The organism is Algoriphagus lutimaris (assembly GCF_017051705.1).
GTDB lineage: Bacteria > Bacteroidota > Bacteroidia > Cytophagales > Cyclobacteriaceae > Algoriphagus > Algoriphagus lutimaris.
This window is the reverse complement of record NZ_JAFIDJ010000002.1, coordinates 1,147,867-1,173,912: the sequence shown is the minus strand read 5'-3', so window position 1 is coordinate 1,173,912 and position 26,046 is coordinate 1,147,867. Positions and strand designations below refer to the sequence as shown.

Sequence of the window (26,046 nt, the reverse complement as noted above, 5' to 3'; positions counted from 1 at the left end):
TCTATCACTCAAAATTTACATATGACTCCCACTTCTCTAAAACAGATTGAAAATCTGGAGGAAGGGGAACCTCAAAATGGAGCTTTTCCTTTGTAATGGGATGTATAAAACCCAGAGATTGAGCATGAAGCGCTTGTCTTGGCATTAAGTCAAAACAGTTTTGGACAAAGGTCTTGTATTTAGAAAATTGAGTACCCTTTCGGATTTTATCTCCTCCATACATAGCATCATTGAACAATGGATGTCCTAGATATTTCATATGTGCTCTAATCTGATGTGTCCGTCCCGTCTCTAAATTACATTGGATTAATGTGACGTATCGTAAGCGCTTCAAAACCTTCCAATGCGTTACTGCATGTTTTCCTTGCTCTCCCTCAGGGAACACATCCATCACCTTCCTATTTTTTGCACTTCTTCCTACATTCCCCGTAATCGTACCTTCATCTTCATTCGGCTCGCCCCAAACCAAGGCAATGTATGTTCTATCAATCGTGTGATGAAAAAACTGGCTGGCAAGGTTAGTCATTGCCTCTTCTGTTTTGGCTATTACCAAAAGGCCAGAAGTATCTTTGTCAATCCTATGAACCAACCCAGGTCTACCCGTATTACCTTTCATCTCGGGAAGATTCTCAAAATAGTAAACAAGCCCATTCACCAAGGTTCCAGACCAATTCCCATGCGCAGGATGCACCACCATCCCAGGAGGCTTATTTACCAACAATAAATAAGGGTCCTCATATATTATGTCCAAAGGAATGTTTTCAGAATATACTTCTGTTTCCTTAGGAGGCTTCTCCAACATGACACGAATATCATCCAAAGGCTTTACTTTATAATTGGCCTTAGTTGGACTTCCATTGACTAATATGGAGCCTGCATCGATGGCTTGTTGAACTTTATTTCTTGTAGCATTAGCTATCTTATCGCTTAGGAATTTATCTATCCTAGTGAGGGTCTGCCCCTTGTCAATAATAATCCGATAATGCTCAAACAATTCAACCTCCTCGTCTTCGAAGTCGTCTTCAGGATTTATATTCATACTGCAAAAATAGGAGGATCAAGCTTAACTTTGTCAATATCTCTAAAATGAAGCCAATGCTAACTCCAAACGATGTTGTGAACCAGACTCTAAACCACACCCTTTTACGGGAAAAAGGAGTCACGCTTTCCATCAAAAGATTAGACTTGATTCATCCCCAAGTATCTGGAAACAAATATTTTAAATTAAAATATAATATAAAAGAAGCGCTATCCAAGCATCATCAAACCCTACTCACATTTGGTGGTGCCTATTCAAATCATATTGCAGCTACTGCATTTGCTGCACAAAAAGCCGGGCTCGTAGCTATTGGAGTCATCAGAGGAGAAAATATTCAACCTTTAAACCCTACGCTCGAATTGGCCCAATCTCTTGGAATGAATCTTCATTATGTTTCGAGAGAAGAGTATAGAAAAAAAACTGAGGAGCAATTTCAAACAGATCTGAAACGTCAGTTTGGAGATTTTTATTTGGTTCCAGAAGGAGGGACAAATCAACTTGCTATAAAAGGAACTCAAGAAATCCTAACACCAGAAGATGAAACCTTCACTCATATAGTTTCTGCCATTGGAACGGGAGGTACTATAGCCGGCTTGGCTGAAACGGTCAAGAAGCAACAATCCCTAATAGGAATCTCTTCGCTCAAAGGAACTTTTATCCATCAAGAAATTCAGAATTTACTTAAATTTTATAAAATCGAACCAAAAGGTTCTTTTACAATTTTTGACCGATACCATTTTGGGGGATATGCGAAATACAAGCCCGGGTTAATCGATTTTATTTGGATGTTTTATCAGGAATTTGGTATAGTCTTGGATCCAATTTATACAGGGAAGACCGCTTTTGCTAACTGGGATTTAATCCAAAACAATTACTTTCCAAAAGGCTCCTCCATCTTAATAATTCATACTGGTGGCATTCAAGGAAATCTCGGTTTCATCGAAAGAACGGGTATCAAACTCCCTACTCTTTCAAAGTAAAATAATCATCAGACTCTTGTGGATGAATCAACAATACATTCGCCAAAACCAACCTCACCAATGTTTTGGAAGCTAAAAATTTTGGAATTTTGGCAATTTTAGAAAATTCCCGAACTGAAATTCTTTGTTTTTCTTCTAGAGATTTAAGTAGAATCTCCTCCTTTCTACCATAGGTAAAAACTACATCCTTTGGATTTTTACTCCTTTTCAAAATCTCCCAAACTTCTATACTCGCTTGCACGCTTCTATCTTCCACCCTGATAAAAGACTGTCTTTTCTTATCAATTTTTAAATAATGGGGACGATTTTGACTTTGCTCTAATTTAAACACAGCAACTCCTTTTTTAGAATTAATGGGTAGAACAAACAATTCATATTGAAGAGCTGGAAAGATCAATTCCTTTATTGCTTTTTCCATCACATAAACTTCTTCTTCAATAAATCGCTGACCTGAAACGGTCCCGTCATCATCTACCCCTATCATCACTACCCCACCAGCAGTATTTGCTAAGGCAATAAATTCCCTGACTATCTTTTCCGGATAAGCAGCCTTCTTTTTAAATTCTATTTTTAAGCCCTCCCCTTTTGCAGCAAGACTTTTCACCTCTTGAAGGGTCATCATTTATTTCTGTAATTTTCAAATTCCCGGGCCTCTTGATAGCTCCTCTAATCTCTTCTTTTGAGATTGCCACTCATCTCTCAATCTGGCTGCCTCCATAAAGTTTAGTTCTTTTGCAGCCTTTTCCATCTGCTTTTGCGTTTGCAGGATCAACTTTTCCAGTTTGTCTTTGCTTAAATATTGAACAACTGGATCTGCTGCCATAATCCCTTCACCAGGCATAGGCTCTACATAGATTTTAGCATTCTTTTTCGAATCAGCCACTTTTGTCTGACCCATAATCTTATCCCTCGATTTTATAACGGTAGTTGGAGTGATTCCATTTATCTCGTTATACTCCATCTGGATAGCTCTCCTTCTCTTAGTTTCATCAATAGCCATTTGCATAGAAGGAGTAATTTTATCCGCATACATGATTACGCGCCCCTCTTGATTTCTAGCTGCTCTACCAATTGTTTGCACCAAACTTCTTTCGTTTCTCAAAAAACCTTCTTTATCGGCATCCAAAATTGCGACTAAAGATACTTCAGGCAAATCCAGCCCTTCTCTAAGCAAATTTACCCCTACCAATACATCAAAAATCCCAAGACGCAATTCTCTTAGAATTTCAACTCGGTCCAATGTTTTCACTTCAGAATGGATGTACCTGGATTTGACCCCAGCCCTCTCAAGGTATTTTTGAAGTTCTTCAGCCATTCTTTTGGTCAAAGTAGTAACTAGGACACGTGCTTCTTTTTTGATCGTCTGATCAATTTCCTCCAATAGATCATCAATTTGATTTTGGCTAGGTCTTACGTCAATAGTGGGATCCAACAACCCAGTTGGTCTAATGATCTGTTCAACCACTACACCTTCCGTTTGTGACAATTCATAATCTGCTGGTGTTGCAGACACATAAACTATTTGATTGGTCAAGTCCTCAAATTCATCAAATTTTAGTGGTCTATTGTCCAAGGCAGAAGGTAATCTGAACCCAAAATCTACCAGATTGACTTTACGGGATCTATCTCCTCCCCACATGGCTCTTACTTGAGGGATAGTGACATGGCTTTCATCCACCACTAACAGGAAATCATCAGGAAAATAATCGATCAAACAGAAAGGTCTTGTACCAGGTAATCTTCGATCAAAATATCGTGAGTAATTTTCTACCCCAGAACAGTAGCCAAGTTCCCTAATCATTTCTAAATCAAATTCTGTCCGTTCTTGAAGGCGTTTTGCCTCTAAGAATTTCCCTTCTTTTTCAAAGAAATTCACTTGATCCACCATGTCATGTTGTATTTCATGAATGGCAGTATTGATGGTATCTTTTCCTGTCACAAATAAATTTGCCGGAAATATGGAAATGATTTTTTCATCAGAAAGCTTTTTCCCTGAAGCAGGATCAATTCTTTGTATCGCTTCAATTTCATCACCCCAAAAAAATATTCGATAACCAAAATCAGCATAGGCTACAAAAATATCAACCGTATCACCTTTGACACGAAAAGTGCCATGAGTCAAATCTTGCTGGGTTCTACTATAGAGAATATCTACCAATTTAAATAACAATTGGTTCCTCGGTATGCGGTCACCTTCTTGGAGACGAATCACATTTTTACCAAATTCCTCAGGATTACCAATACCATAAATACAGGACACTGAAGCAACGACAATGACATCTCTTCTTCCTGAAAGTAAACTGGAGGTGGCACTTAATCTAAGCTTTTCAATTTCATCGTTTATAGAAAGATCTTTTTCTATATAAGTACCTGAGCTTGGAATAAAGGCCTCTGGCTGGTAATAATCGTAGTAAGAAATAAAATATTCAACTGCATTGTCTGGAAAAAACTGCTTGAACTCACCATACAGCTGAGCAGCCAAGGTCTTATTATGGCTAAGTATAAGCGTTGGTTTCTGTACTTGTTGAATGAGGTTTGCAATCGTAAATGTTTTTCCTGAACCTGTTACACCTAAGAGCACTTGTGACTTTTCACCGGAATTCACCCCTTCGGTAAGCTTTTCAATTGCCTTCGGTTGGTCTCCTGTGGGTAAGTAATCTGATGTTAATTTAAATTCCATAGCTCAATCTTAAGTCCTATAACAGTAAAAAACCCCTTAAAAGTTTTCCAGCTGGAATATTTCAGACAAGTGGTATCTTATAACGCGCCACATTATAATAAAGATAATTAGTCCTTAATATGATGACTAACATAATCGGAATCAAACTAGGATGAAAAGATTGCCAACCTAAAATCCAAAATACCACTGCAGCATCTGCTAATACCAATGCAGTCAAGAGGTAGTTTCTGAGCCAAGGCTTCAAAGACTTTGAAAGTAAACCTGGGATTAAAGCTAAATGACCAGGGAAAGCCCATAAAATATTCCAGTTCCATTTGGTAGAAGGAATATCCGATCCAATCCAAAGTAAACTGATGACTAAACCGAGAATCCCCAAGATTCCAAAAAAGACGAGATCAAAACCAATAAAAAGCCTTTTCTTCCTAAACCCAATAAAAGTAGTTGCGGTGAAAATTATGGCGATTATCCAAAAGAGAAGGTAGGGATTAAATAACCCCAATGAATTTTCTTTGGGAGCAAAATCAAGAATCACTCGTTCATTTTTTACCAGAGGTCGTGTGGGCCCATCACCTTGTATTTCAGCTCTGGAAAATGCCTGTTCCATGTAATCTGGAAGAAATTGCTCCTCTCTTGGAGTGGCATCTACATCGAGGCGAGATCCTAAAGCAAGATCTATCCCCAAGTCAGACCAAGGCATATAAAATACCTTTTCATCAATCAATTGCCGGAATGTCTTCTCAATAGGCTCTTGATTTTCATCATTCCAAATCAACTGATCGCCAACTATGGTCTCTATTACATCTCGAATCCGAGTAGCACAATTGTCATAGAAAAAATCGTATCGGTAACTTCTGTTTTGTGGAAGGTAATTGATTTCTAAAAATTCAACTAAGGCGACCTTCTGTTGCTGATTCAAATCAAACTCCATTTCACGCATGGATCTTTGAAAATAATTATACTCTGCTAGAAACCGATCGAAGGTGGAAACAGATAGAAAATAATCCAATCTACCTCCTGCAAATTTTAATACGAAGTTGGGAGCTCTAAAATCAAAGGTTCCATAATTATAAACTTGATCCCTTCCAGTTTCTAAATTAACTACTCGAATCGCACTGTGACCAAAAGAACTATAAATCTCCTCACCCGGATCGCAAGTGAGCAGACTTACCCGATATTGCTGAGCAATCCCTTGTAAATTCCCAACGAACACAAATAAACACCCAAGAATTAAGTAGAAGAAGAACTTCTTTTTCAATTTCATTTTTATTATATTAGTTACACTTTTTTAATAGTTGATACATGTTTGTAAAGGCTACATATCATCCAAAGTGGATTTTTTCAGTCTGCCGAATATACAGGTTTCTTCTGGCAGTTGTACTTCTTAATGCCCAATGGTACAAGCTATTCTCACAAGAAATTGGCGCCTATAAAACTGTTCAATCAGGTAATTTTTCCAACTTAAGTACATGGAATATTTTCGACGGTTCTATTTGGAGCACTCCTTCCACTAAACCTAATTCTAGCCATGACATCTATATTGACCAATCCCACACTTTAAAACTCTTAGATAACGAATCTGTCAAAAATGTATATATAAACTCTGAGACCACTGCAGGTCAGAAGTTAAATTTAAATGGGTTTAGTCTGGAAGTTTATGGAAGTCTGAATGCATTTTCTGGCCTTGCCCCTGGCACTCCATCCGGAGCGTGGAATAGCCAAAACTGGATTGGAAATTCTAATGCAAGTAAGATCATATTCAAAGGCAATTCACGAATAATTATCCCAAAAGGGGCTTGGAGTGGATTTTCCACCAATAGTAGATATACCGTAGAATTCGACCCAGGACCTGGGATTCAATTATCAGTTGAGGAACCTTTCAAAGCCTCCAAATTCACAATCAAGTCGGGAGTTGTCATCCAGACCCTTGATAATTCTACTCTCCCAGCTAGTTGCTCTACTTTTTCATTTAACAATGAAACCATCAACGGGATAGGTTCATTTGGCGACTTTGTAATTGAATCCGGTGGAACTTTAATTTCCAATTGTAATGATGGAATCATATTTCGATCCAGTTCAGCAAGTGCTTCTTTGTTTGAAGTCCAAGACGGGGGCTTTTTGATCCTTGAAGGAAAAACCCCTCTTATTGAGGCTTCCAATATTCAACTAGACGGCAAAATCATTTTTAAGAATAATTCTACGGCCCAGTCTTTTCTTTCGAGCTCTTATCCTGACTCCTCCACGCCCACCCTCATTCATGATTTGGAATTGCAAGGAACACAGGACTTATTACTGCCAATAGAAATTTCATTGACTGGAGATATAGATCGATCTGGAACCGGATCCTTTGTAATGAGTAACACTGAAATAGAATTTACAGGAAGTGAAGATCAGATTGTTTCAGGGTTTTCAATGAACGTAGGAGAACTTAAATTGAATAAGGCCTCCGGGGAGGTGACATTTGAAGAAGACCTTTCTGTTCTCAATGACCTTAAAATGATTTCCGGAACCTTGGATTTATCGGGAAATGATTTTTCAATTAATACTTCATTCACAGGGTCTCTTTCTTATACTGGAGGAGCTTGGAAGCATGTTAACCAATTCACATATTATGGTACTCCTTTAAATTTGACCTCAGGCAATTCAACATTTCCTTTTGAAGACACCTATCAAGGAGGTGTCAGAAAAGTACAGCTTCTTGGAAATTCAGCAGGAGGTAATCTTCAAATCACATTTACAGAATACAAAGGAGCAGAGTATAATGCCGCCTTTTCCGACGTTGATACCACCCCCATTCTATATAGACTTTATAGTTATTTCCAATTTTCGGGTCTAAATGCTTCCAATAATTCAATTGAATTAAAAATTTCCGCTGACAAACTCATTGTTGATCAAGTAGATGATTTGAGAATTGTGGGTACTGGATACGCTGCTCCAGGCACTCATCTGCCAGGATTAGACCCCGGATTATGGGCAAGAAGAAATATTCCTATCAATGATTTGTCCGGGGTCAATTTTACAGTGGGCAGCTACAGAACATTGAGCATTCTACCAATTACCTGGTTGAAAATTCAAGCTGAATGGAATAAAAATCTACCAAAAATAAGTTGGGAACTTACAAACGATGAAGAACATTCCGAAATTTCAATTTTTAGGTTTTCTAGCTCTAATAAAAGACATAGACATCTTTACACGATGACTTCGCAAACCAATGAGTTCATTGATATCCTACCTCTTCCTTTAGGGGAGGTTTATTACCAACTCAAATACACCAACCCTCAAGGAAAATCAAGTTGGAGCCCAGTGATTAGATTGGAAAACTCTTCCAATGAAAAGATTTCCCTATTCCCAAATCCGATTCAAGGGTCAGAAAATGCTTATTTATACTTGCCTATTACGGCATTGAATGCACCTATTTTAATCACAGATACCTATGGTAATTTGGTACTTGAAGGGATTTATAAACATCACATTATTACTGAATTCACTTCTCCTCTTCCCCCCGGCATTTATGTGATCAAAGTAGTTGGAAAAAATGAATCTTATTTGTTTAAACTTATCAAAAACTAAATGCAATACCTTTATTAAGTTTGGGTAAAAGGTCTTTCCATCATTTTTTTTATCTTGTTCGTTAAACCCATTGTAGACCCATGACCATTTTCCTTGTCCTGCTTAGTATTGCAATACTTGTTTTACTAATCGTTTGGGCTAAGCTCAATCCCTTTTTAGCATTTATAATCTCCTCTATCTCGGCAGGATTACTTTTAGGGCTTCCTGCGGACCAAATTGCTAACTCTATCCAATCAGGCATGGGGAATTTATTGGGTGATTTAGTCATCGTGATTGTAATGGGAGCGATGCTAGGAAAGCTGGTCGCCGAAAGTGGCGCTGCCCAGAAAATCGCTGGGTTCTTAATGAGCATTTTTGGAGAAAAAAATATTACCTGGGCCATGTCCATAACCGGCCTGGTAGTAGGTATTCCCCTGTTTTATAACGTGGGCTTTGTACTACTTGTACCTTTAGCTTTTACGGTAGCTTACCAATACAAAATCTCTGCTGTGTATGTTGGAATTCCTTTATTGGCGGCATTATCTGTTACACATGGCTTTTTACCTCCCCACCCCTCTCCAGCTGCTTTGGTAGCCCAGTTTGACGCCAATATGGGCTTAACCCTATTTTATGGCTTTTTAATTGCAATCCCCACCATTATTATCGCAGGGCCTATATTTGCCAAAACTTTAAAAAATGTTCAGGCCAATCCCTTAAGTACTTTTCAGGCCGAAATCAGACCTGAATCTGAACTTCCTGGTACCTTTAACAGCTTTTTCACAGCTTTACTACCAGTATTTTTATTAGTAGGAACCACTGCACTGAACCTCAATATCGAACCTGAGAGCAGCCTAGGTCCCATCATTCGCTTTATTGCCAATCCTGGAATTGTCATGTTGATTTCAGTATTAGTAGCCACGTATACACTAGGCTTAAAAAGGGGTTTTAAGATGACCCAATTAATGGACATCTACACCATTGCAACCAAAGACATCGCTATGATCTTATTGATTGTAGCGGGAGCAGGAGCCTTGAAACAGATTTTTACAGACACTGGTGTCAGTCAAGTCATTGCGGATGGTTTAAGTACCTGGGATGTTCCTCCTTTGATTTTGGCATGGATCATTACTGCCATTATCCGGGTCTGTGTTGGTTCTGCAACAGTTGCCGGACTGACGACTGCTGGAATCATAGCCCCTCTTGTTACTACGATGAATGTAGACCCCAACTTATTGGTACTTTCCATTGGAGCAGGAAGCCTTATGTTTTCCCACTTCAATGACGGTGGGTTTTGGATGTATAAAGAATTCTTCAATGTCAGCATAAAAGACACCATAAAAACCTGGTCTCTCATGGAAACCTTGGTCGCAATTATTGGATTAATCGGCGTATTGATTTTAGATGTTTTTGTCTAATTTCACTGAAAATAATATGATGGAAACCCCAGAAAGTAATTTCTCAAAATTAAATCTTGTTTTACCTCCAGCACCTAAGCCACTGGGTGTATACAAGCCCTGCCTAATAGACGGTAAATATTTATATTTATCAGGACATGGAACGGTACAAACTGATGGCAGCTTGATCATCGGACGGATTGGTGCCGATATGGACATCGAAGCTGGAAAACTTGCAGCAAGACAAGTCGGATTAGCAATGCTCTCCACTATCAAGGCAAATTTAGGTTCCCTAAACCGCGTAAAACGGGTGATAAAGGTATTAGGTATGGTCAATTGTACTGAAGATTTTCTTCGCCATCCCTATGTCATCAATGGGTGTAGTGAACTATTCGCAGAGGTATGGGGGCAAGAAAATGGAATCGGTGTTCGATCAGCTGTAGGTATGGGGTCTCTTCCCGACAATATCCCTGTAGAAGTAGAGGCCATGTTTGAATTACATGAAGGTGCTTAAGGTTGTACCAAGGCCTTATAAGAGTCGAAAATACTCATGATGTCTTTGACGTAGTTTACAGCCAAATGACCTTTAGCAAATCCACTCTTTACTACGGGATCCTTATAGTATTTTGGATCGGATTTTAGTTCCAGAAATTCTGAGACAGCTTCCCAGCTTTGGGTATTACTTCCATATTTCATAGCAAGTCTCCAAGCATCTTCTACGTGACCGTGACCAATGTTATAAGAAGCCAGGATAAACTTGATCCGTTCATTTGTTTCTGGAACTCTTTCCAACCAAAATTTATCCAAATACCTAAGATAACGAACGCCCCCAGTCAATGACTCTACCGGATCATGAGGATTGTTGACTCCAAATCTTTCCAATGTGACCGGCATGAGTTGCAGCAACCCCGAAGCTCCTGCATAGGAAGTAGCTGTGGTATCGAAACGGGATTCTTTGTACACTAACGAAGCCAGAAGCCTCCAATCCCAACCTAATTGCTCGGCACCATCTTGGATGATCTCATCAAACTGAGAAATCCTGTTTCCAGCAAGGGAGGAAAATGGACTATTCGAACGGAAATAACTGTTTTTCGAATTCAAAAAATACTTCGCATATAGGTCTGGGATAAATCGTTTTTGTTTGTCCTCGAGCCAGTCATTCAATGAAGAAAGAAGTTTAGGCGAATTTTTTCTGACTACCCAAGATACTTCACCTTCCTTTTTTACCCTCCAAGAAATATCCAGCCCTTCATAATAGGTGGCATTTGCCTGAGCGATATTCTGATCTGCAACAGTCCATTTAATTTCACCCTTCACCACCTGATCGATTAAAGCCTCTTCATGATCCGGCTTTTCCATTACCGTGAATTGGACTTGAAGTGAATCTTTGATTGTACATAATTGAGACTTATAAACGGACCCCTGCCTTACCATAATGGTATCACCCTGTAATTGGTCCCAAGAGGATATTTTTTGACTGGATTTTCTTCCTATTAGAACAGTACTCATTTTACCCAAGGGCAAAGAAAAATTGGCTCTGCTATTTCTTTCTTGATTTTCTTCCAGATTCATGGCAACCAAATCTACTTTCCCATTTTCAAGGAAATCAAACGCCTTTTCTATATCAGAGATCAAAACGAGATGAAGTTGAACATCCAGTCTTTTGGCCAGGTCTCTCAACAATTCATACTCGTAACCCATTCTACGGCCGCGATAGATATAATACCCAGTAGAATTATTATCTACTGCAGCACGTATAAACCCTCGTGTCTTTATCCCCGGCAAATCCAGTATATACTCTTCTTGTTTACCCTTATCTCCAAAATGTTTTTCCAGAAAAGTACACTGTACCCCAAAGATCAAAACTGTTAAAATGGTAAAAAGAAGTATGGCTGTTTTCTTCATACAAAGGGTCTATTAATAGACCAAATGATTTTCGAAAACATATTTTGGCAAATGCTATGCCAAAAGAAAAATAGGCAATTCTTAAAAAAAGCAAATAAAAAAATGAGCCTGACTGAATCAGGCTCGATTTATTTTAATCTTCTGTTGGCAAATTGAGTTCTTCATAGCTGTTTTGGAAAAATATTCTCCCTGAAAGCCTCATTAACTCAATCTCCATCTCTTTGATATTATAGATGGAAGTAATCAGTCTAGTCTCAGCAATAAGCAAATTTACCTGGGCATCTCTAAACTCTAAATAGGAAGAAATCCCTAGCCTAAATCGTTCTAATGCAATATCAGAACTCTCTTTGGCTACTTCGTAATTCTTTTTTTCAATCTCCAACAAGTTACGGTTTGTCTCATAAGTATTATATGCTCTATGAATATCAGACTGTAATTGTATCTCATATTGATCCAATGCATAGGCTTGCACTTTTTGCTGAACCTTTGCATTTTGAATTCTACGGTTCAAGGTAAATCCACTAAATAAATTCAGTGTGATATTCCCCCCATAATTGAAGCCTTGTCTTTGATTCTGCAATAAGAAACCTGCATCTGAATTAGAAGTATTATTCACATAACTACCATTTAGATTTATCTGAGGAAGTCTTTGCATTTGAAGCTCTTTCATCTGTAGAAAAGCCACATTCTGCTGTCTTTGTGTAATCAATAATTGCTTATTATCAATAAATGCATTCTCCTCCAAATCTATTAACCTTAAAGGTTCCTCTATCATGATCGTATCATTCACAGCGAATTGCGTATCAGGAGCCAATGCCATTAATTCATTCAAATTAATTCTGGCAGCTTTGATGATTTGCTCTTGATTGACTAATAGAGTCAAATCCGAATTATAATCAACCTCTGCAGTTAAGAAATCTCGTTTCCCGGCACCCCCCAACTCATATTGTGCTTCCGCGATATCCAGTCTAGATTGGCTGAGTTCTAACGTTCTCTCCAGCACTTGATACCTTTGAAGTTCTAAAACCAATCTATAATAGGCGGTTGAAATGGAGGCTACTGTGTTTTCCACTGCCACTTTTGCATCCAACTCAGAAATTTCAGTCAATTGCCCCAGCCTTTTCATTACGATAATATTTTCAGGCTGAAACCCGTAAATCCCTACTACCGAAAAGTTTTCTGTGCGAGACTTTGCTCCGTCAATTGTTCTGGGCTCCGGATCATTCACAAAGCGTTGCTCTACATCCTCTCTACTAAAATTACGCGCGTAGGTCGCATCGATCGTAGGCATAAAATAATCCCCCGTACCGATTCTTTGGTTGATCTCATTAATTGTGATATTCTCTACCGCAATTTTTATATCCAGATTTTTTTCCAATCCTATTTGGATTGCTTTTTCAAGATCTAAAGCTTCTTGACTTTGAGCAAAAATTACGGAACCTAAGCTGCTCATCAAGAGCGTGGCAATTAATTTTTTCATTAAATTCTGGCTAATCTTCCTTCTTTGGAAGTGAGATAAGTATAAATTGCTGGGATCACAAATAAGGTAAGGATGGTCGCAAATGTCAATCCTCCAATTACAGCTGCCCCCATTGGCACACGGCTTTCAGCTCCTGCTCCTAACCCCAATGCAATAGGTAAAATCCCTAGAATAGTCGATAAACTAGTCATCAAAATAGGTCGGAAACGGGCTACTGCTGCTCCATAAATCGCTTCATTAATTGACATTCCTGTAGCTTTCCTTTGGTTTGCAAACTCCACGATAAGAATACCGTTTTTGGTCACCAAACCAATTAACATGATTATTCCGATCTGGCTGAAAATATTTAGGGTAAAGCCCATTGCCCAAAGGGTAAATAATGCACCAAAAATCGCCAACGGAACAGTAAACATAATTGTCAAAGGATCCATGAAACTTTCAAACTGGGCAGATAGTACCAAATAAATTAACACCAGTGCAAATAGGAAGGCAAATAGCAAACTATTAGAACTTTCCCTAAATTCTTTGGATGGCCCTGAAACATCTGTAGTGAAAGATTCATCCAATACCTCAGCAGCGATACGATCCATTTCTTCCAAACCATCCCCGATGGTATACCCCGGAGCTAAGTTTGCAGAAACGGTACCACTCACGAATCGATTGAATCGATACAATTGAGGAGGTGTACTTCTTTCTGTTACCGTAACCAAGTTATCCAATTGAACCAAGCTTCCATTTTCAGCACGCACATAAAGCATTCTTAGATTAATAGGCTCATTCCTGTCCTCTAACCTCATTTCTCCTACCACTTGGTACTGTTTCCCATTCTTGATAAAATAGGCAAAACGCTGACCAGAGTAAGAAAGCTGTAAGGTTCTGGCTATCTCTTGTATGGAAACACCTATATTTCTTGCTTTTGCTCTATCTATTTCAATCTCCAATTCTGGTTTGGTAAACTTAAGGTTGATGTCGGAGAAAATAAATATTGGGCTTTTCCCTACTTCTTCCATAAAGGTTGGAATCGCTTCTTTCAGCATTTCCATGTTTGGAGCTTGCAATACATACTGAACAGGAAGACCACCTCTCCTATTCCCGATAGATTGGGGTTCGGAGGCAAATGCCCTAACTTCAGTATAGTTCTTAAGCATGGCATTGATTTCATTGAAATAATCGTTTTGGGTTCGCTCCCTATTTTCCGAGTCAGTCAAAATAAATCGAACAAAACCGGAGTTGGTGCTGGCGGTTCCAAATCCAGGAGAAGTTACAGATATGAGTCCAGTCACTTCCTCAGGAGGGAATTTTTCTCTAAAATCAGCAACCATCTGATCAATAACCCGATCCATGTAATTGAATGTAGCCCCTTCCGGACCACTCAATTGAATTCTGATTTCACCTCTATCCTCTACTGGCGCTAATTCACTTGGAATTTGGTTGAATAACCAGTAAATACCAAAACCCATAAATGCGATTAATAGGAATGAAATCCAGCGGAATTTCATGAAAGCACTGAGCATTTTATCGTACCCATCATTCAACCAAACAAAAATCGGCTCAGTCGCATTGTAGAATCTATTGTGCGTCTCCCTACGCTTTAATAATCGTGAACTAAGCATTGGGGTCATGGTCAACGCAACGAAGGACGAAATAATTACAGATCCTGCTACCACAATACCAAACTCTCGGAAAAGCCTACCGGTAGTTCCTGTCAAGAAAATTACTGGAAGGAATACCGCTGCTAAAGCAACTGTGGTTGCAATAACCGCGAAGAAAATTTCTTCCGCTCCTTTTTCAGCAGCTGCTAATGGTTTCTCTCCTTTTTCAATTCTGGTATATATATTTTCCAATACCACAATGGCATCATCAACTACCAAACCAATGGAAAGCACGATCCCAAGTAGCGTCAAAACATTAATGGAGAAATCCATTAAATACATGATAAAGAATACTCCAATTAAGGAAATTGGAATCGTCAATACAGGGATAAACGTCGTTCTCCAATCTCTTAAAAAAAGAAATATAATCGCTACGACGAGGATAAACGCAGTGATAATAGTCTCTTGAACCTCTGCGATAGAGCTTCTGATATAGTCAGTAGAATCAAATCCGATCTCAAGGCCAACATCTTCGGGAAGATCCTTTTTAATGAATTCTAATCTTCTATAAAACTCATCTACAATTTCAATGTTATTAGAACCCGGAAGAGGAACTAAAACGACCCCTACCATTGGTACCCCATCACGTTTTAAGACTGTACGCTCGTTTAATGCAGCCAATTCTGCTTTACCAATATCCTGAAACCTGACAATATTATTTTGATCTTCTTTAATGATCAAACTATTAAATTCCTGAGGAGTACTTAACCTACTTTTGGTTCTCACCGAAAGTTCAATCGTTTCTCCTTCAATCCTACCTGAAGGAAGTTCTACGTTTTCACTTTGAACTTTTGAAAGTACATCAAGAGGAGTCACCCCATAAGAGGCCATTTTCAATGGATCCATTCTTAAACGAATGGCATATTCTTTTTCACCCCAAATCTGAACTCTACTTACCCCTGGAATAGTCTGAAGTCTTTCCTTGAAAATATTTTCAGCAATATCAGATAAGTCTAAAAGGCTTCGTTCATCACTTTTTACATTCAAAAAGACAATGGGCTGAGAATCCGCATCTGCCTTGGAAACTACCGGAGGTTCTGCATCTGGAGGTAAATTTCTTTGCGCTCCGGATACTTTATCACGCACATCATTGGCAGCTGCTTCCAGATCCGCTCCCACATCAAACTCTACTGTGATACTACTTCCTCCATCATTACTTGTAGAAGTCAACGATTTGATTCCTTGGATTCCGTTGATGGCTTCTTCCAATGGTTCGGTAATCTGTGCTTCAATTACATCGGCATTGGCTCCTACGTAGGTAGTCCTAACATTAATCACAGGCGGGTCCACACTTGGAAATTCACGAATCCCCAATAAAGAAATCCCTATGGCTCCAAAAAGTATGATGACCAAGGACATCACAATTGCCAATACCGGCCTGTTGATACTTACATTTGATAAGCTCGACATATTAGTTGATTTGAGTATACTCTACAGGGGATCCCTGTCTTGCTTGTAATACACCTGTGGTAAACACCAGATCGCCTACTTCTAAACCACTAAGGATTTGAACATGGGTGTCTGTACGAGTGCCGATTTCTACAGTACGCTCTTCAGCCTTATTATCAGCACCAACAACAAAAACTTTATATCCTTGAAGTTCTGGGATTACGGATTCTGAAGGAACCATCAAGGCATTTTCAGTTTCACCCAAAACAAATCGAATTCTAACAAACATACCTGGTAAGAATTTCCTTTCTTTATTTGGGCTTTCTGCTCTCAGTTTTAAAGTACGGGTAGCAGCGTCAATTTGTGGTTCATATGCATAAACTTTTCCGACTACCTCTTCAGGGGAAGACTCGTTAGTAAAAAATATTTCAGAGCCTAAAGAAACTTGATTAGCATATCTTTCAGGAATAGAAAACTCGATTTTAACAGGATCAATATTTACAAAATTGGCAATTATATCACCTGTTCCGATCACGCTCCCCTCAGAAACTTGTCTTAAACCTAATATCCCATTAAATGGAGCCCTCACAACAGTCTTTGCCAATTGAGCCTCCACCAATTTCAAATCAGATAAGGTGGTATTATACTGATTCAGAACAATATCATATTCTTCCTGACTAATTGCTTCTCTTGCAAGCAATTGCTTTTGTCTATTTTCTTGACTTTCAAATAATTTTTGTGTGTACTGTAATCTTTGAAATTGAGCCTGAAGTTCATCATCATTTAAATACAATAGCGGAGTACCCTTGGATACATACTGTCCCTCATTGAATGTGATCTTCGTAACCAATCCTGAAACTTCTGGTCTAAGATCTACTGATTCGTTTGGCAAAATAGTCCCAGTGACGGAAAGTTGATTCCGGAGTGTCTCCCTTTGAAGCTTTATCACTTTTACGGGTAAATTAGCAGGAGCTCCTGGTCCTGCACCAGAAGAAGCAACGCTATCATCATTGGATTTACGACTGTCCAGCCTTGGATATAAAAAAGCTGCGATAATAATGAGGATAATCCCAACTATCAGGATGATCTTTGTCTGGTTTTTCATAAATAATGAAAGTACTCCGTTTTAGGTTTGTCCTTGAATAAATGTTAATGCGTATTGATTAAATTGCTTTGGTTTTTCTACATTGACTACATGGCCACATTTCTCCACAATTTTCAAAATAGAATTACTCTGCTTTTCAACAATATTTTTCACCGGTTCTAAAAACATCAAATCCTGATCTCCCATCACATAAAGGGTAGGAATATTGATCGTTTTCTCTTTAAAATACTTTAAAAGTGGATTGATATCTCTAGTTAATTTAAACCACCTGATAAACTCTTTTTGGCAAAGCTTCTTTGCCTCATTAATAAATAAGTTTCTTGATTCTTCATGCTGCTTCCTAGGCATAATAATGAATGCAAACAAACTATAAAGCCACATATAAGGAATGACTTTTTTAAATGTGTTGCCAAGAAATACCAACACCCTAGATTGGATATTCAACCTAGTTACAGCCCCTGCCAACACCATTGATTTTACCCGTGATGGTTCCAACTCCGCAAGATTTCTAGCGATAATAGTCCCTAATGAAACGCCAGCAAAATGAGCAGGTGGAATAGCATGATAATCCAATACTTCAATGATATCCATGGTTATTTCCTGAAAGGTATATTCCTCTTTCCAAATTGCCTCAGAAAGATCAGTGGACTTACCATGCCCTCGAAGATCAATCATCAGTAGATTAAAATGGGCTTTGAATTCTTTCAACTGTTTATACCACACCACTGAAGACCCTCCGGCACCATGGATAAACACAACCCACTCAGAACTTGTCGGATGAATATATCTTTTATTATATAACATATTGATTAAACCCTCATGCCACATAAAGGTTGTAAACAATAAAAGTAAATTGATAATTTTTGATTAATGGTAAAAAAGATACTCGTGGCAAATGTTCCTTATCAATGGAAAAAAAAGAGGATGTTTTATTCTGTAATTCTCTAATAAACCTAAAATTTCCACCCCAGCGTACTTTGCACCACATAATCGAAATCCGAGGCGCCCGCTGTAGGTTGGCTATCATAATTGAATGCCAATCCTAATTTTAAGAAAAAATCATCCACAAATTTATAGGTAATATCAAACCTCGCATCTGACCGATATCTTCCCTCATCCAAAAAACTTCTATATCCTGCTATTGAACCTGAAAAGTTAAAAACACCCACATCATAAAAATTAATATCAGTCCCAACAATTGCCTCGAATGAATTTTCAGAAGGCAAGTCTCCTTGGAATCTCTCATTATTATTATTAACCCCTACCTGTAGATTCCAATAGGAATGATTGGTATGAATTAAATACATACCTGCTCCTAGGATAGAATTCACCCTTAATTTCAACAACTGCTGCGTATTGCTGAGTAAACTGACTGCTCCTACTAAAAAAAAATCTTTCGGAAGAAATAATAAAATTGTTCCACTTCCTTGATAGCGCTCAATGGCAGCAGTGGAAGATTGAATTGACCTAATCGCGTTTAAGTTCAGTGCACCTCCCCAGATATCTCCTGAATAGTCCAAATTTGACTTGACAGAAAACTGTCTAAGCTTGTTTGCTTTTGCCAAGTTGAAGCCAATACTTATATCTCCATTAAACCGACTTGAAAAAGAGGTATTTATTTCATTCAATAATACTACCTGGTCTTTATTGATTTGAAAATTTTCAAACTCATCCAATTCAATGTGGCTCAATGTTCTTTTTGTGGGTTTAATCACATGAATCAATAAGGAGTCATTGGATAATGATTTTAAGTTTCCCTCAAGCCGCTCACCATTTTCAAGCGTAATCAAAAATAGATTTTCAGAGTGAATGGTGTTTACTTCTTTCCATTTGACCTGTATATCAGCATTGGAATAGATCGTTTTAATATAAAGAATTCCCCGATCCATGTATTTGATCTCTCCTACTAAAACATCTTCATTGGATAGCCTTAACGTATCTTTTTGAGCATGGCTTAAATGAGGAAACCCCACTAACAGTAGGGTTCCAAGTAATATCAGTTTATAAAGGAAATTTATAACTCCCATCCAACGGTGGTTTGGAAAATATAATCGAGGGTGGTGGCTCCTTCAATCGGTCTATTATCGTAGTTCATGGTTGTACCTAACTTCACATAAAAATCAGAAAAGAATTCATATTTCACGTCCATTTTAAAATCTGTTCTGAATCTTCCAGATTCAGAAAAGCTAGGATAAGCCACTACTTGAGAAAATAAACTTAGGTCTCCAATATCGTACATATTGAGCTCGGCTCCTACAAAACCTTCCCCTGTTCTCCTTGAAGGAGTATCATCAAAGTACCTTTCATTGTTATAGTTGACCCCTACTTGAAAGCCAAAATAGGACTTATTGTTATGAACCAAGTAATTACCAATACCAATTTTATTACCGGTTCGAAGTTTAATCAACTGCTCCGTATTGGAAAGAAAAGTAATGTTGTAGAGTAAATACCAATCTTTAGGCAGGAAAAAATTAAAATTAAAATCTGCATCAGTCCTTTTTACAGGATCAATTTCATCCTGTGTCGATCTTAAAGAATTGTAAGAACCATTTGCTTTCCAACGGTCTGCCAAGTATCCCAATCCACTTCGAATATTAAATTGTCTTAGGTTATTGGCTTTAGTCAAACTCCATCCCAAGTCAATATTGGCTGAAAGTCTACTCCAAAAACCTTCATCTAACGCATTTAAATAAACTATTTCATTGATATCTACCTCAATTGTTCCACCTCCAATATCCTCAGTACCCGTGTTTCTCCTTTTTTTCCTCAGGGGAAGAAGATTATCAGGATCATAGGTGTCAATGGATATTACTCCATCTCCTACGCTATTCACTTTTCCATTATACCTCTTCCCATTTGATAGGGTAATCAAATATTTGGTGTTAGAATACAATTGAGCAATTCCATCCCAAGAAATTTTAAAGTCAGAATCACTGTAATCAGTTTCAATAGTAAGGACTCCTCTATCCATACTTTTAATCTCACCAATAATGACGTCTTTATTCTTCAAAATCAAAGAATCCGTCTGTGCATGAATGGAAAAAGTAATTCCAAAAGCAAAAATTAAGGCAATAAGATTTTTCATAAACGATTAACCATTAAAAACTTAGAATTGTTAAAAATAAAAAATGCACCCAAAAATGGGTGCATTTTATGCCAAATTCTCAATTCTTAATTAAAGATATAACGAACACCTACTTGCATTCTCCAAGTATCTCCGATTGAGGTAGTATTTCTGAATGTATCAGTAGGGAACTCACTCGTTCCAGGAATAGTGTTCAATCGATATTCTGGTTGACCAGCACTGTTCACCCCTCTATAATTCAACAAGTTATTTTGATAAGCGAACTTCTGAATCCCCCAAGAAGAGTTAAACATGTTACCAATATTCAAAATATCAATAGATAATTGAAGTCTATTCTTTTGATCTTTTGATAACACGATATCTTCAGTGATTCTCAAATCAAATCTATTTACAAATGGTCTTACAGCTCCATTTCTTTCTGCAATAGACCCTCTGTTTTCACTCAAATACTTATCCTGATCAATATAAGCATCCAACAATTGTGCTTGTTCAGCAGCAGTAATTGTGGTTCCATTTAAGGTAAATTCCTGGAATGCCAATTCACTTGCATTGTTTGGTATATACATCAAACGGTTAGAGGCATCGCCAAAGTTTCCTGAGTAAGTATAAGAGAATCTACCCGCGTCAGAACCTTCATAGAATAAAGAAATCGTGGTATTGTCTGTTTGATAAGCAATGTTTGCAATTACTCTATTAGGAATATCAAACCCCGCAAAGCTTAATTCCGGATCATTTCTGTCTGATTGAACAGTTGCAGGCCAAAGTGAGATCGCTTGAGCACCGCTGGCAGCATCCAAATCACGAGATCTTGATCTTGTATATGCTACCATCGCTGAAAATCCATTATCAAATTGTTTTTGTAATTGCGCTGTGATAGAATAATAATCTGCCTTTCTCTGAGCATTAGTCAAATAAAAGACATTTCTAAAATTATCATCATTGGAATAGTTACTTCCTTCCCAATAAGGTCTCTGATCTGGTCCTGAGAATGTTCCATCTGGAGTTCTTACAACTGGATTGTATGCAATTGGAGTAGATACATCTCTAGAATAAATAAACTCTAGGGTTCCAATGATTCCGAAAGGTAATAACTGATCTACTGCAAGGTTAGATCTCCAAACTTGAGGAAGTTTGAAATTTCTATCAGTAAGGTTTAGCTCATTGGAAAGAGATTGACCAGGGTTTTCTGGATTTCCAAAAGTTACGTCTGGATTGAAAACATAATTAGGGCCTAAGGCATCTACTACATCTTCCCCTTCATAGCCAAGTCCACCTCTTACAACACCGGAACCGTTCACCTGATTGGATAACCATACAAAAGGAATTCTTCCTGAGAATATCCCAGTACCTCCACGCACTTGTGTAGTACGGTCACCATGTACATCCCAGTTCACACCTACTCTTGGAGACCAAAGAGGATTCACTTTCGGGAACTGACTAACATCTGGCGTAATCGTTCCGTCTGGAGTTTCAAAAGTTTTGTTTAAGTCATCCAACAACTCATTGGTAGGGATATTAATTGGGTAAAAAGGAAAATCAATTCTCAATCCACCAGTCACTTTCAAGTTTGGAGTCACTTGATATTCATCCTGAACATAAAAACCGATTTGACCAAATTTGGTATTGTCTACTGGAGGAGTAGTTGAACCGTCTAATGCATAGCCTTTCGCAAATGCCTCTGGATAAGAACCTGGAGTACGATTAATTACTGTGGCTACAAAATCATCATAGGAGTTGAATCGATAAAATCCATTAAATACTGGGTTGAAGGCATTTTTGAACGTCATGTATTCAAAGTTCACCCCAAAAGTATAGGTATGATTTCCTTTGTAAATGGAGAAATTGTCCGTGAAATTGAAAATGTTATTCTCCAACAAGTTACCTACGGTAAATAATTCATTACCCATAGACATGTAGTAAAGTAAGTTACCTGATGCATCTGGCTCCATTACTTCAATAAATGGAAAAGCCTGTCCACCAGGGATTCCTCTTTTTGGATCTGTAATTGAAGTATATCCCACATTGATTTGATTGGACATATTCACTCCGATTCTGGAGTTTACTTCTGCAACCCAAGACTGTACTTTTCTATCATTGGTATAATTCGCATTTCTGAAATTCATTGCTTCAATTCCAGTTCTGTTAGTATTTCTATATCTGGTAGATATGTATCTTACCGAGTTACCATTAGTAGGAACATCCGTAAATGCGGTGTAATTGTTATATCGTAATGATACTTTGTGATTGTCATTGATGTTCCAATCCAATCGAGCATTAAATCTCTCTTGCTCTGAAGCAAATGAATAATTCTCGTAAGGACCTGCCTCATAGCCATATAGTTGAGAAAGGCTCTCTCTGACAAAATCCAATTGGGATGCAGGTACTCTGGAAACTGTCAAACCATCTGGCTCTAGACCTGGTCTTGAAGCAACTTTTGTAAAACTTGGTACCGCTTCAGTCTCTTTTTCATAAGAAACGAAGAAGAATAATTTATTTTTTAGGATTGGCCCACCTAATCTGAAACCTGCAATTTCATTTTTAGAGTCTCCTACATTCAAACGAGTATCTCCTACTTTATCACCAATCATTTGGTCATTTCTTAGGAAATAATACGCAGAACCAGAGAAATCATTGGTACCTGATTTAGTAATCGCATTTACAGAAGCTCCTGTAAATCCTGCTTGGCGAACATCAAATGGAGCCAAGTTTACTTGTACTTCCTCAATAGCATCCAATGAAATCGGGTTTGAACCAGCAAATTGGCCAGAACCTAAACCGAAGTTATTGTTATAGATATTGCCATCAATTGTATAGTTATTGAACCTACTTGAAGTACCTGCAAAAGAAGTCCCATTCGATTGTGGCGTTAATCGGGTGAAATCATTGATACTTCTATTTACGGTAGGCAATGAATTAATTTTATCATTGTTTAAGTTCAAAGAAGCACCTGTTCGATCCGAGTTCATGATTGCATCTTTACTTGCTACCACTTCCACGAGATCTAATTCCATTCCGTCAGATAGTTGTACATTCAAGGTGTAAGTAGCACCTAGGCCCAGAACAATCCCATCAAAAGTTCGTTCTTCAAAACCTACAAATGATACCACTACAGTATAAGGGCCACCGACTCTCATATTTGGAAGTACAAATCTCCCTTCTAAGTTACTTACTGCCCCATAACGCGTCCCTGATGGTTCATGCGTGGCAACAATATTAGCCCCTGGAAGGGACTCACCTGTTTCGTCAATTACACTTCCCTGAATGCTGGCAGTAGTAACACCTTGTGAAAAGGCTAAACCTGTACCCACAAAAAGGAGTAGTAATGACAACAAATTTCTCAGTAAATTTTGCCTCATAATAAATTGGTTTTGATATAAGTTGGTTTTAAATAATTCCTTACAAAAGTAAAATCGAAATGCGGTATTTTGGGGTAGGAATTGTTAAGATTCGCATTCCAAATTTCACAAATTTTAACAATAAATTAATATCAAAAAGCGAATAATGTTTTCTTATTTCTAAATAATCTTTCAATTCTTTATTGAATAGAAAATTAAATTGAGTCAATTTTGAAAAGCCTTTCAGAAAGTCAGATTTGTCAAGTTTTCACAAACCCAAAATCTGATTTTGGGAATACTAGCTTTCGCAGTTAAATAAATTTTATCAGATAATTATCACAAAATATCCTACCAATTGAGAAATAAAGATTTTGCATGGTTATACCTGTTTTTGTTTGCTACGTTGGCAGACCTTTTCTTCCTTTTAGAGAATAAGTCAGAACTACGCTTTTTCTCTAAACCACTAATTATATTAGGGTTAATCATCTATTTCTACCTTATTTCGAAACCGATTGCCCGAACTTTGCTTTCCAGAACAATCATGGGAGCCTTGATCTTTTCTTGGATCGGAGACATACTCTTATTGTGGCCGGATCTATTTGCATTTGGCCTAGGCTCCTTTTTAATGGCACATATCTGCTACATCATCGGATTCAAAGTGGCTCAAAAAAATCCAGGAGAAATAGGCAATGTGAATTTTGTCAAGGCCTTTTTATTAAATCTTCCATTCTACATCCTTGCTGCTTTTGTCTATTACTTGATTCAACCCAATCTTGGAGTATTGAAAATCCCTGTGATCATCTATGTGATTGCCATTATTTCCATGGTAACTATGGCAAGGGAAAGATATGGAAAAGTTTACGCTCCAAGCTTTTGGCAAGTAATGATTGGGGCTACTTTATTTTTTATTTCAGATGGAATCTTAGCCATTAACCGATTTTACCTAGAGTTTCCTGAAGCAGGAATCCTAGTGATGGGCACCTATGCAGTAGGTCAGCTTCTAATAATTATGGGAATTCGAAGCTTCATTATTCAACCCCAATAATTTATTCAACACCTACTTCTAATGGATAAGCAAATCCTCATTGATCTTATTACTAAAAAAATGCCCTTTGGCAAATATAAAGGAAGACTCTTATGCGATATTCCAGAACATTATTTAGTCTGGATGCATGGACAAGGATTCCCCGAAGGCAAACTGGGAATGTGGCTTCATACCTTGTATGAAATCCGGCTGAATGGATTGGAAGATATTTTGAGAGAGTTGAAAAAGAATTATTCGTATTAAAAACCAATCAATCACCAGCTACTTTGAATAAACAAGCTCTCCCGCTTTTATCGTCTGCAGGATTTCCAAATTTGCCCTATTAAAATCTAATACTAACAAGTCCGCTATACTCCCACTACTTAATCCCCTAGAATAACCCCTGTCCAAAAATTGCATGGGTCTTACGGAAGCCATTTCAATAGCTTCTTGTACTGAAGTTAGATGATGATCCACCAAATAGTTAATGCATTGAAGTAAAGAAGTAGCCGATCCTGCCAACAATCCGGGATTCTTCTCCATATAAAGTCTTCCATTTTTGTTCAGCACCACTTCTCCTCCTATTGGACTTTGATAATTTCCCGGAGGAAGCCCTGCAAAACTTGTAGCATCACTGATAAGAAAAGTGGTTTTTGGCTTCACTTTCAAAAAAACTTTGAGGACAGTATCGGGAAGATGAAATCCATCAGCAATCAAACTCATCCAAAGTTTTTCAGAGGCCAGTTGGTCCCATAGATAGTTAGGATGTCTCGGTAGCATAAGATGAGCTGCATTTCCAAGGTGGGTAGATAAAGTTGCTCCTGCCCGGATGGCAGCTTCAATCTGTGTAGTATTCGCTGCGGTATGACCAATCGCTACATTTACTCCCGATTCAACACATTTTTCAATAAATTCAAATGACCCTTCCCATTCTGGGGCTAATGTAATCAGTTTGATCCTTCCTTCTGCTGCTTCTTGCCATGCACTGAACTTTTCCCAGTTTGGAGCCTGAATATATTTTAAAGGGTGAGCTCCTCTCGGCCCCTCTTCTTTAGAGAGAAAAGGACCTTCTAAATGAATCCCCTGGACAGTACTTTGAATCAGTCCATTGGAAGCACAAGCCAAGGAAATGGTTTTTAAGGATTTTCGAATAGAATCATCGCTATTGGTGATAATAGTAGGGAAATAAGTAGTTACCCCACTTTCAAACATTGCTCTAGTTACCTTTAGAACATCTGACTCCTTTAGATTTGAATCATTAAAATCTATCCCCTGAAAACCATTTACCTGTAAGTCAACAAAACCTGGGGCAATCAGATTTTTTGATTCTGATGATTCCAATTCCATGATTTCTTGGATAATTCCATCCCTAGTGATCACTTGAATTGGCTTCCCAGTTTGAAAATGAATCCCTTCTAAGCTGTTTTTCATA

General features: G+C 38.0%; 19 protein-coding genes. 6 read left to right on the top strand and 13 right to left on the bottom strand.

What is annotated here, in order from left to right; genetic code table 11:
• Positions 1 to 4: 4 nt before the first annotated feature.
• The gene (locus tag JYB62_RS15675; RefSeq protein WP_205646349.1) at positions 5 to 1,039 is read right to left on the bottom strand and encodes an RluA family pseudouridine synthase; all 1,035 of its coding nucleotides are present in this window, start codon (positions 1,037 to 1,039) and stop codon (positions 5 to 7) included.
• 47 nt (positions 1,040 to 1,086) lie between these two features.
• On the opposite strand from JYB62_RS15675, the gene JYB62_RS15670 reads away from it, so the two are divergent.
• On the top strand, positions 1,087 to 2,019 hold the full coding sequence (locus JYB62_RS15670; protein ID WP_317194678.1) for a 1-aminocyclopropane-1-carboxylate deaminase/D-cysteine desulfhydrase: 933 nt from the start codon (positions 1,087 to 1,089) through the stop codon (positions 2,017 to 2,019).
• On the opposite strand, the gene JYB62_RS15665 is transcribed toward JYB62_RS15670, so the two are convergent.
• The 3 genes from JYB62_RS15665 to JYB62_RS15655 form a co-directional block, all read right to left on the bottom strand.
• Positions 2,003 to 2,638, bottom strand: coding sequence for an AlbA family DNA-binding domain-containing protein (locus JYB62_RS15665; RefSeq protein ID WP_205646658.1), 636 nt, complete (start codon positions 2,636 to 2,638; stop codon positions 2,003 to 2,005). The two genes, JYB62_RS15670 and JYB62_RS15665, sit on opposite strands and share 17 nt — an antisense overlap.
• Before the next feature lie 18 nt (positions 2,639 to 2,656).
• Positions 2,657 to 4,699: an excinuclease ABC subunit UvrB gene (uvrB, locus tag JYB62_RS15660; protein ID WP_205646348.1), complete on the bottom strand. Its 2,043-nt coding sequence runs from the start codon at positions 4,697 to 4,699 to the stop codon at positions 2,657 to 2,659.
• 61 nt (positions 4,700 to 4,760) lie between these two features.
• Positions 4,761 to 5,960, bottom strand: coding sequence for an Lnb N-terminal periplasmic domain-containing protein (locus tag JYB62_RS15655; RefSeq protein WP_205646347.1), 1,200 nt, complete (start codon positions 5,958 to 5,960; stop codon positions 4,761 to 4,763).
• Positions 5,961 to 5,998: 38 nt separating this feature from the next.
• On the opposite strand from JYB62_RS15655, the gene JYB62_RS15650 reads away from it, so the two are divergent.
• The 3 genes from JYB62_RS15650 (at position 5,999) to JYB62_RS15640 (ending at position 10,153) form a co-directional block, all read left to right on the top strand.
• A complete protein-coding gene (locus JYB62_RS15650; RefSeq protein ID WP_205646346.1) occupies positions 5,999 to 8,266 on the top strand; it encodes a T9SS type A sorting domain-containing protein in 2,268 nt (755 codons plus the stop codon).
• A gap of 80 nt (positions 8,267 to 8,346) precedes the next feature.
• Positions 8,347 to 9,660 carry a gluconate:H+ symporter gene (locus JYB62_RS15645; protein WP_205646345.1) on the top strand — a complete coding sequence of 438 codons (1,314 nt, stop codon included), beginning with the start codon at positions 8,347 to 8,349 and terminating at the stop codon, positions 9,658 to 9,660.
• A 19-nt stretch (positions 9,661 to 9,679) separates the two neighbouring features.
• Positions 9,680 to 10,153 (top strand): RidA family protein, encoded by a 474-nt coding sequence (locus JYB62_RS15640; protein WP_205646657.1) that lies wholly within the window; start codon positions 9,680 to 9,682, stop codon positions 10,151 to 10,153.
• Here the strand turns inward: JYB62_RS15640 and JYB62_RS15635 are convergent.
• The 8 genes from JYB62_RS15635 to JYB62_RS15600 form a co-directional block, all read right to left on the bottom strand.
• On the bottom strand, positions 10,150 to 11,544 hold the full coding sequence (locus tag JYB62_RS15635; RefSeq protein ID WP_205646344.1) for an MltF family protein: 1,395 nt from the start codon (positions 11,542 to 11,544) through the stop codon (positions 10,150 to 10,152). The two genes, JYB62_RS15640 and JYB62_RS15635, sit on opposite strands and share 4 nt — an antisense overlap.
• Before the next feature lie 133 nt (positions 11,545 to 11,677).
• Positions 11,678 to 13,024 carry a TolC family protein gene (locus JYB62_RS15630; RefSeq protein ID WP_205646343.1) on the bottom strand — a complete coding sequence of 449 codons (1,347 nt, stop codon included), beginning with the start codon at positions 13,022 to 13,024 and terminating at the stop codon, positions 11,678 to 11,680.
• A complete protein-coding gene (locus JYB62_RS15625; protein WP_205646342.1) occupies positions 13,024 to 16,086 on the bottom strand; it encodes an efflux RND transporter permease subunit in 3,063 nt (1,020 codons plus the stop codon). Before JYB62_RS15625 ends, JYB62_RS15630 begins: the two co-directional genes overlap by 1 nt.
• A gap of 1 nt (position 16,087) precedes the next feature.
• Positions 16,088 to 17,170, bottom strand: a complete 1,083-nt coding sequence (locus JYB62_RS15620) for an efflux RND transporter periplasmic adaptor subunit (protein ID WP_205646341.1) — start codon at positions 17,168 to 17,170, stop codon at positions 16,088 to 16,090.
• A gap of 21 nt (positions 17,171 to 17,191) precedes the next feature.
• Positions 17,192 to 17,974, bottom strand: a complete 783-nt coding sequence (locus tag JYB62_RS15615) for an alpha/beta fold hydrolase (protein WP_205646340.1) — start codon at positions 17,972 to 17,974, stop codon at positions 17,192 to 17,194.
• A gap of 149 nt (positions 17,975 to 18,123) precedes the next feature.
• A complete protein-coding gene (locus tag JYB62_RS15610; RefSeq protein WP_205646339.1) occupies positions 18,124 to 19,197 on the bottom strand; it encodes a DUF481 domain-containing protein in 1,074 nt (357 codons plus the stop codon).
• A complete protein-coding gene (locus JYB62_RS15605) occupies positions 19,185 to 20,255 on the bottom strand; it encodes a DUF481 domain-containing protein (RefSeq protein WP_205646338.1) in 1,071 nt (356 codons plus the stop codon). The genes JYB62_RS15610 and JYB62_RS15605 overlap by 13 nt, the downstream gene beginning before the upstream one ends.
• Before the next feature lie 86 nt (positions 20,256 to 20,341).
• On the bottom strand, positions 20,342 to 23,611 hold the full coding sequence (locus JYB62_RS15600) for a TonB-dependent receptor (RefSeq protein ID WP_205646337.1): 3,270 nt from the start codon (positions 23,609 to 23,611) through the stop codon (positions 20,342 to 20,344).
• Between the two features lie 334 nt (positions 23,612 to 23,945).
• Between JYB62_RS15600 and JYB62_RS15595 the strand changes: the two genes are divergently transcribed.
• Both JYB62_RS15595 and JYB62_RS15590 read left to right on the top strand, forming a co-directional pair.
• Entirely contained in the window at positions 23,946 to 24,635 is a 690-nt protein-coding gene (locus tag JYB62_RS15595; RefSeq protein ID WP_205646336.1) for a lysoplasmalogenase, read from the top strand.
• 21 nt (positions 24,636 to 24,656) lie between these two features.
• On the top strand, positions 24,657 to 24,878 hold the full coding sequence (locus JYB62_RS15590; RefSeq protein ID WP_205646335.1) for a DUF3820 family protein: 222 nt from the start codon (positions 24,657 to 24,659) through the stop codon (positions 24,876 to 24,878).
• Positions 24,879 to 24,896: 18 nt separating this feature from the next.
• Here JYB62_RS15590 and JYB62_RS15585 read toward each other — a convergent pair whose 3' ends face one another.
• The gene (locus JYB62_RS15585) at positions 24,897 to 26,045 is read right to left on the bottom strand and encodes an N-acetylglucosamine-6-phosphate deacetylase (protein WP_205646334.1); all 1,149 of its coding nucleotides are present in this window, start codon (positions 26,043 to 26,045) and stop codon (positions 24,897 to 24,899) included.
• Position 26,046 lies beyond the last annotated feature (1 nt).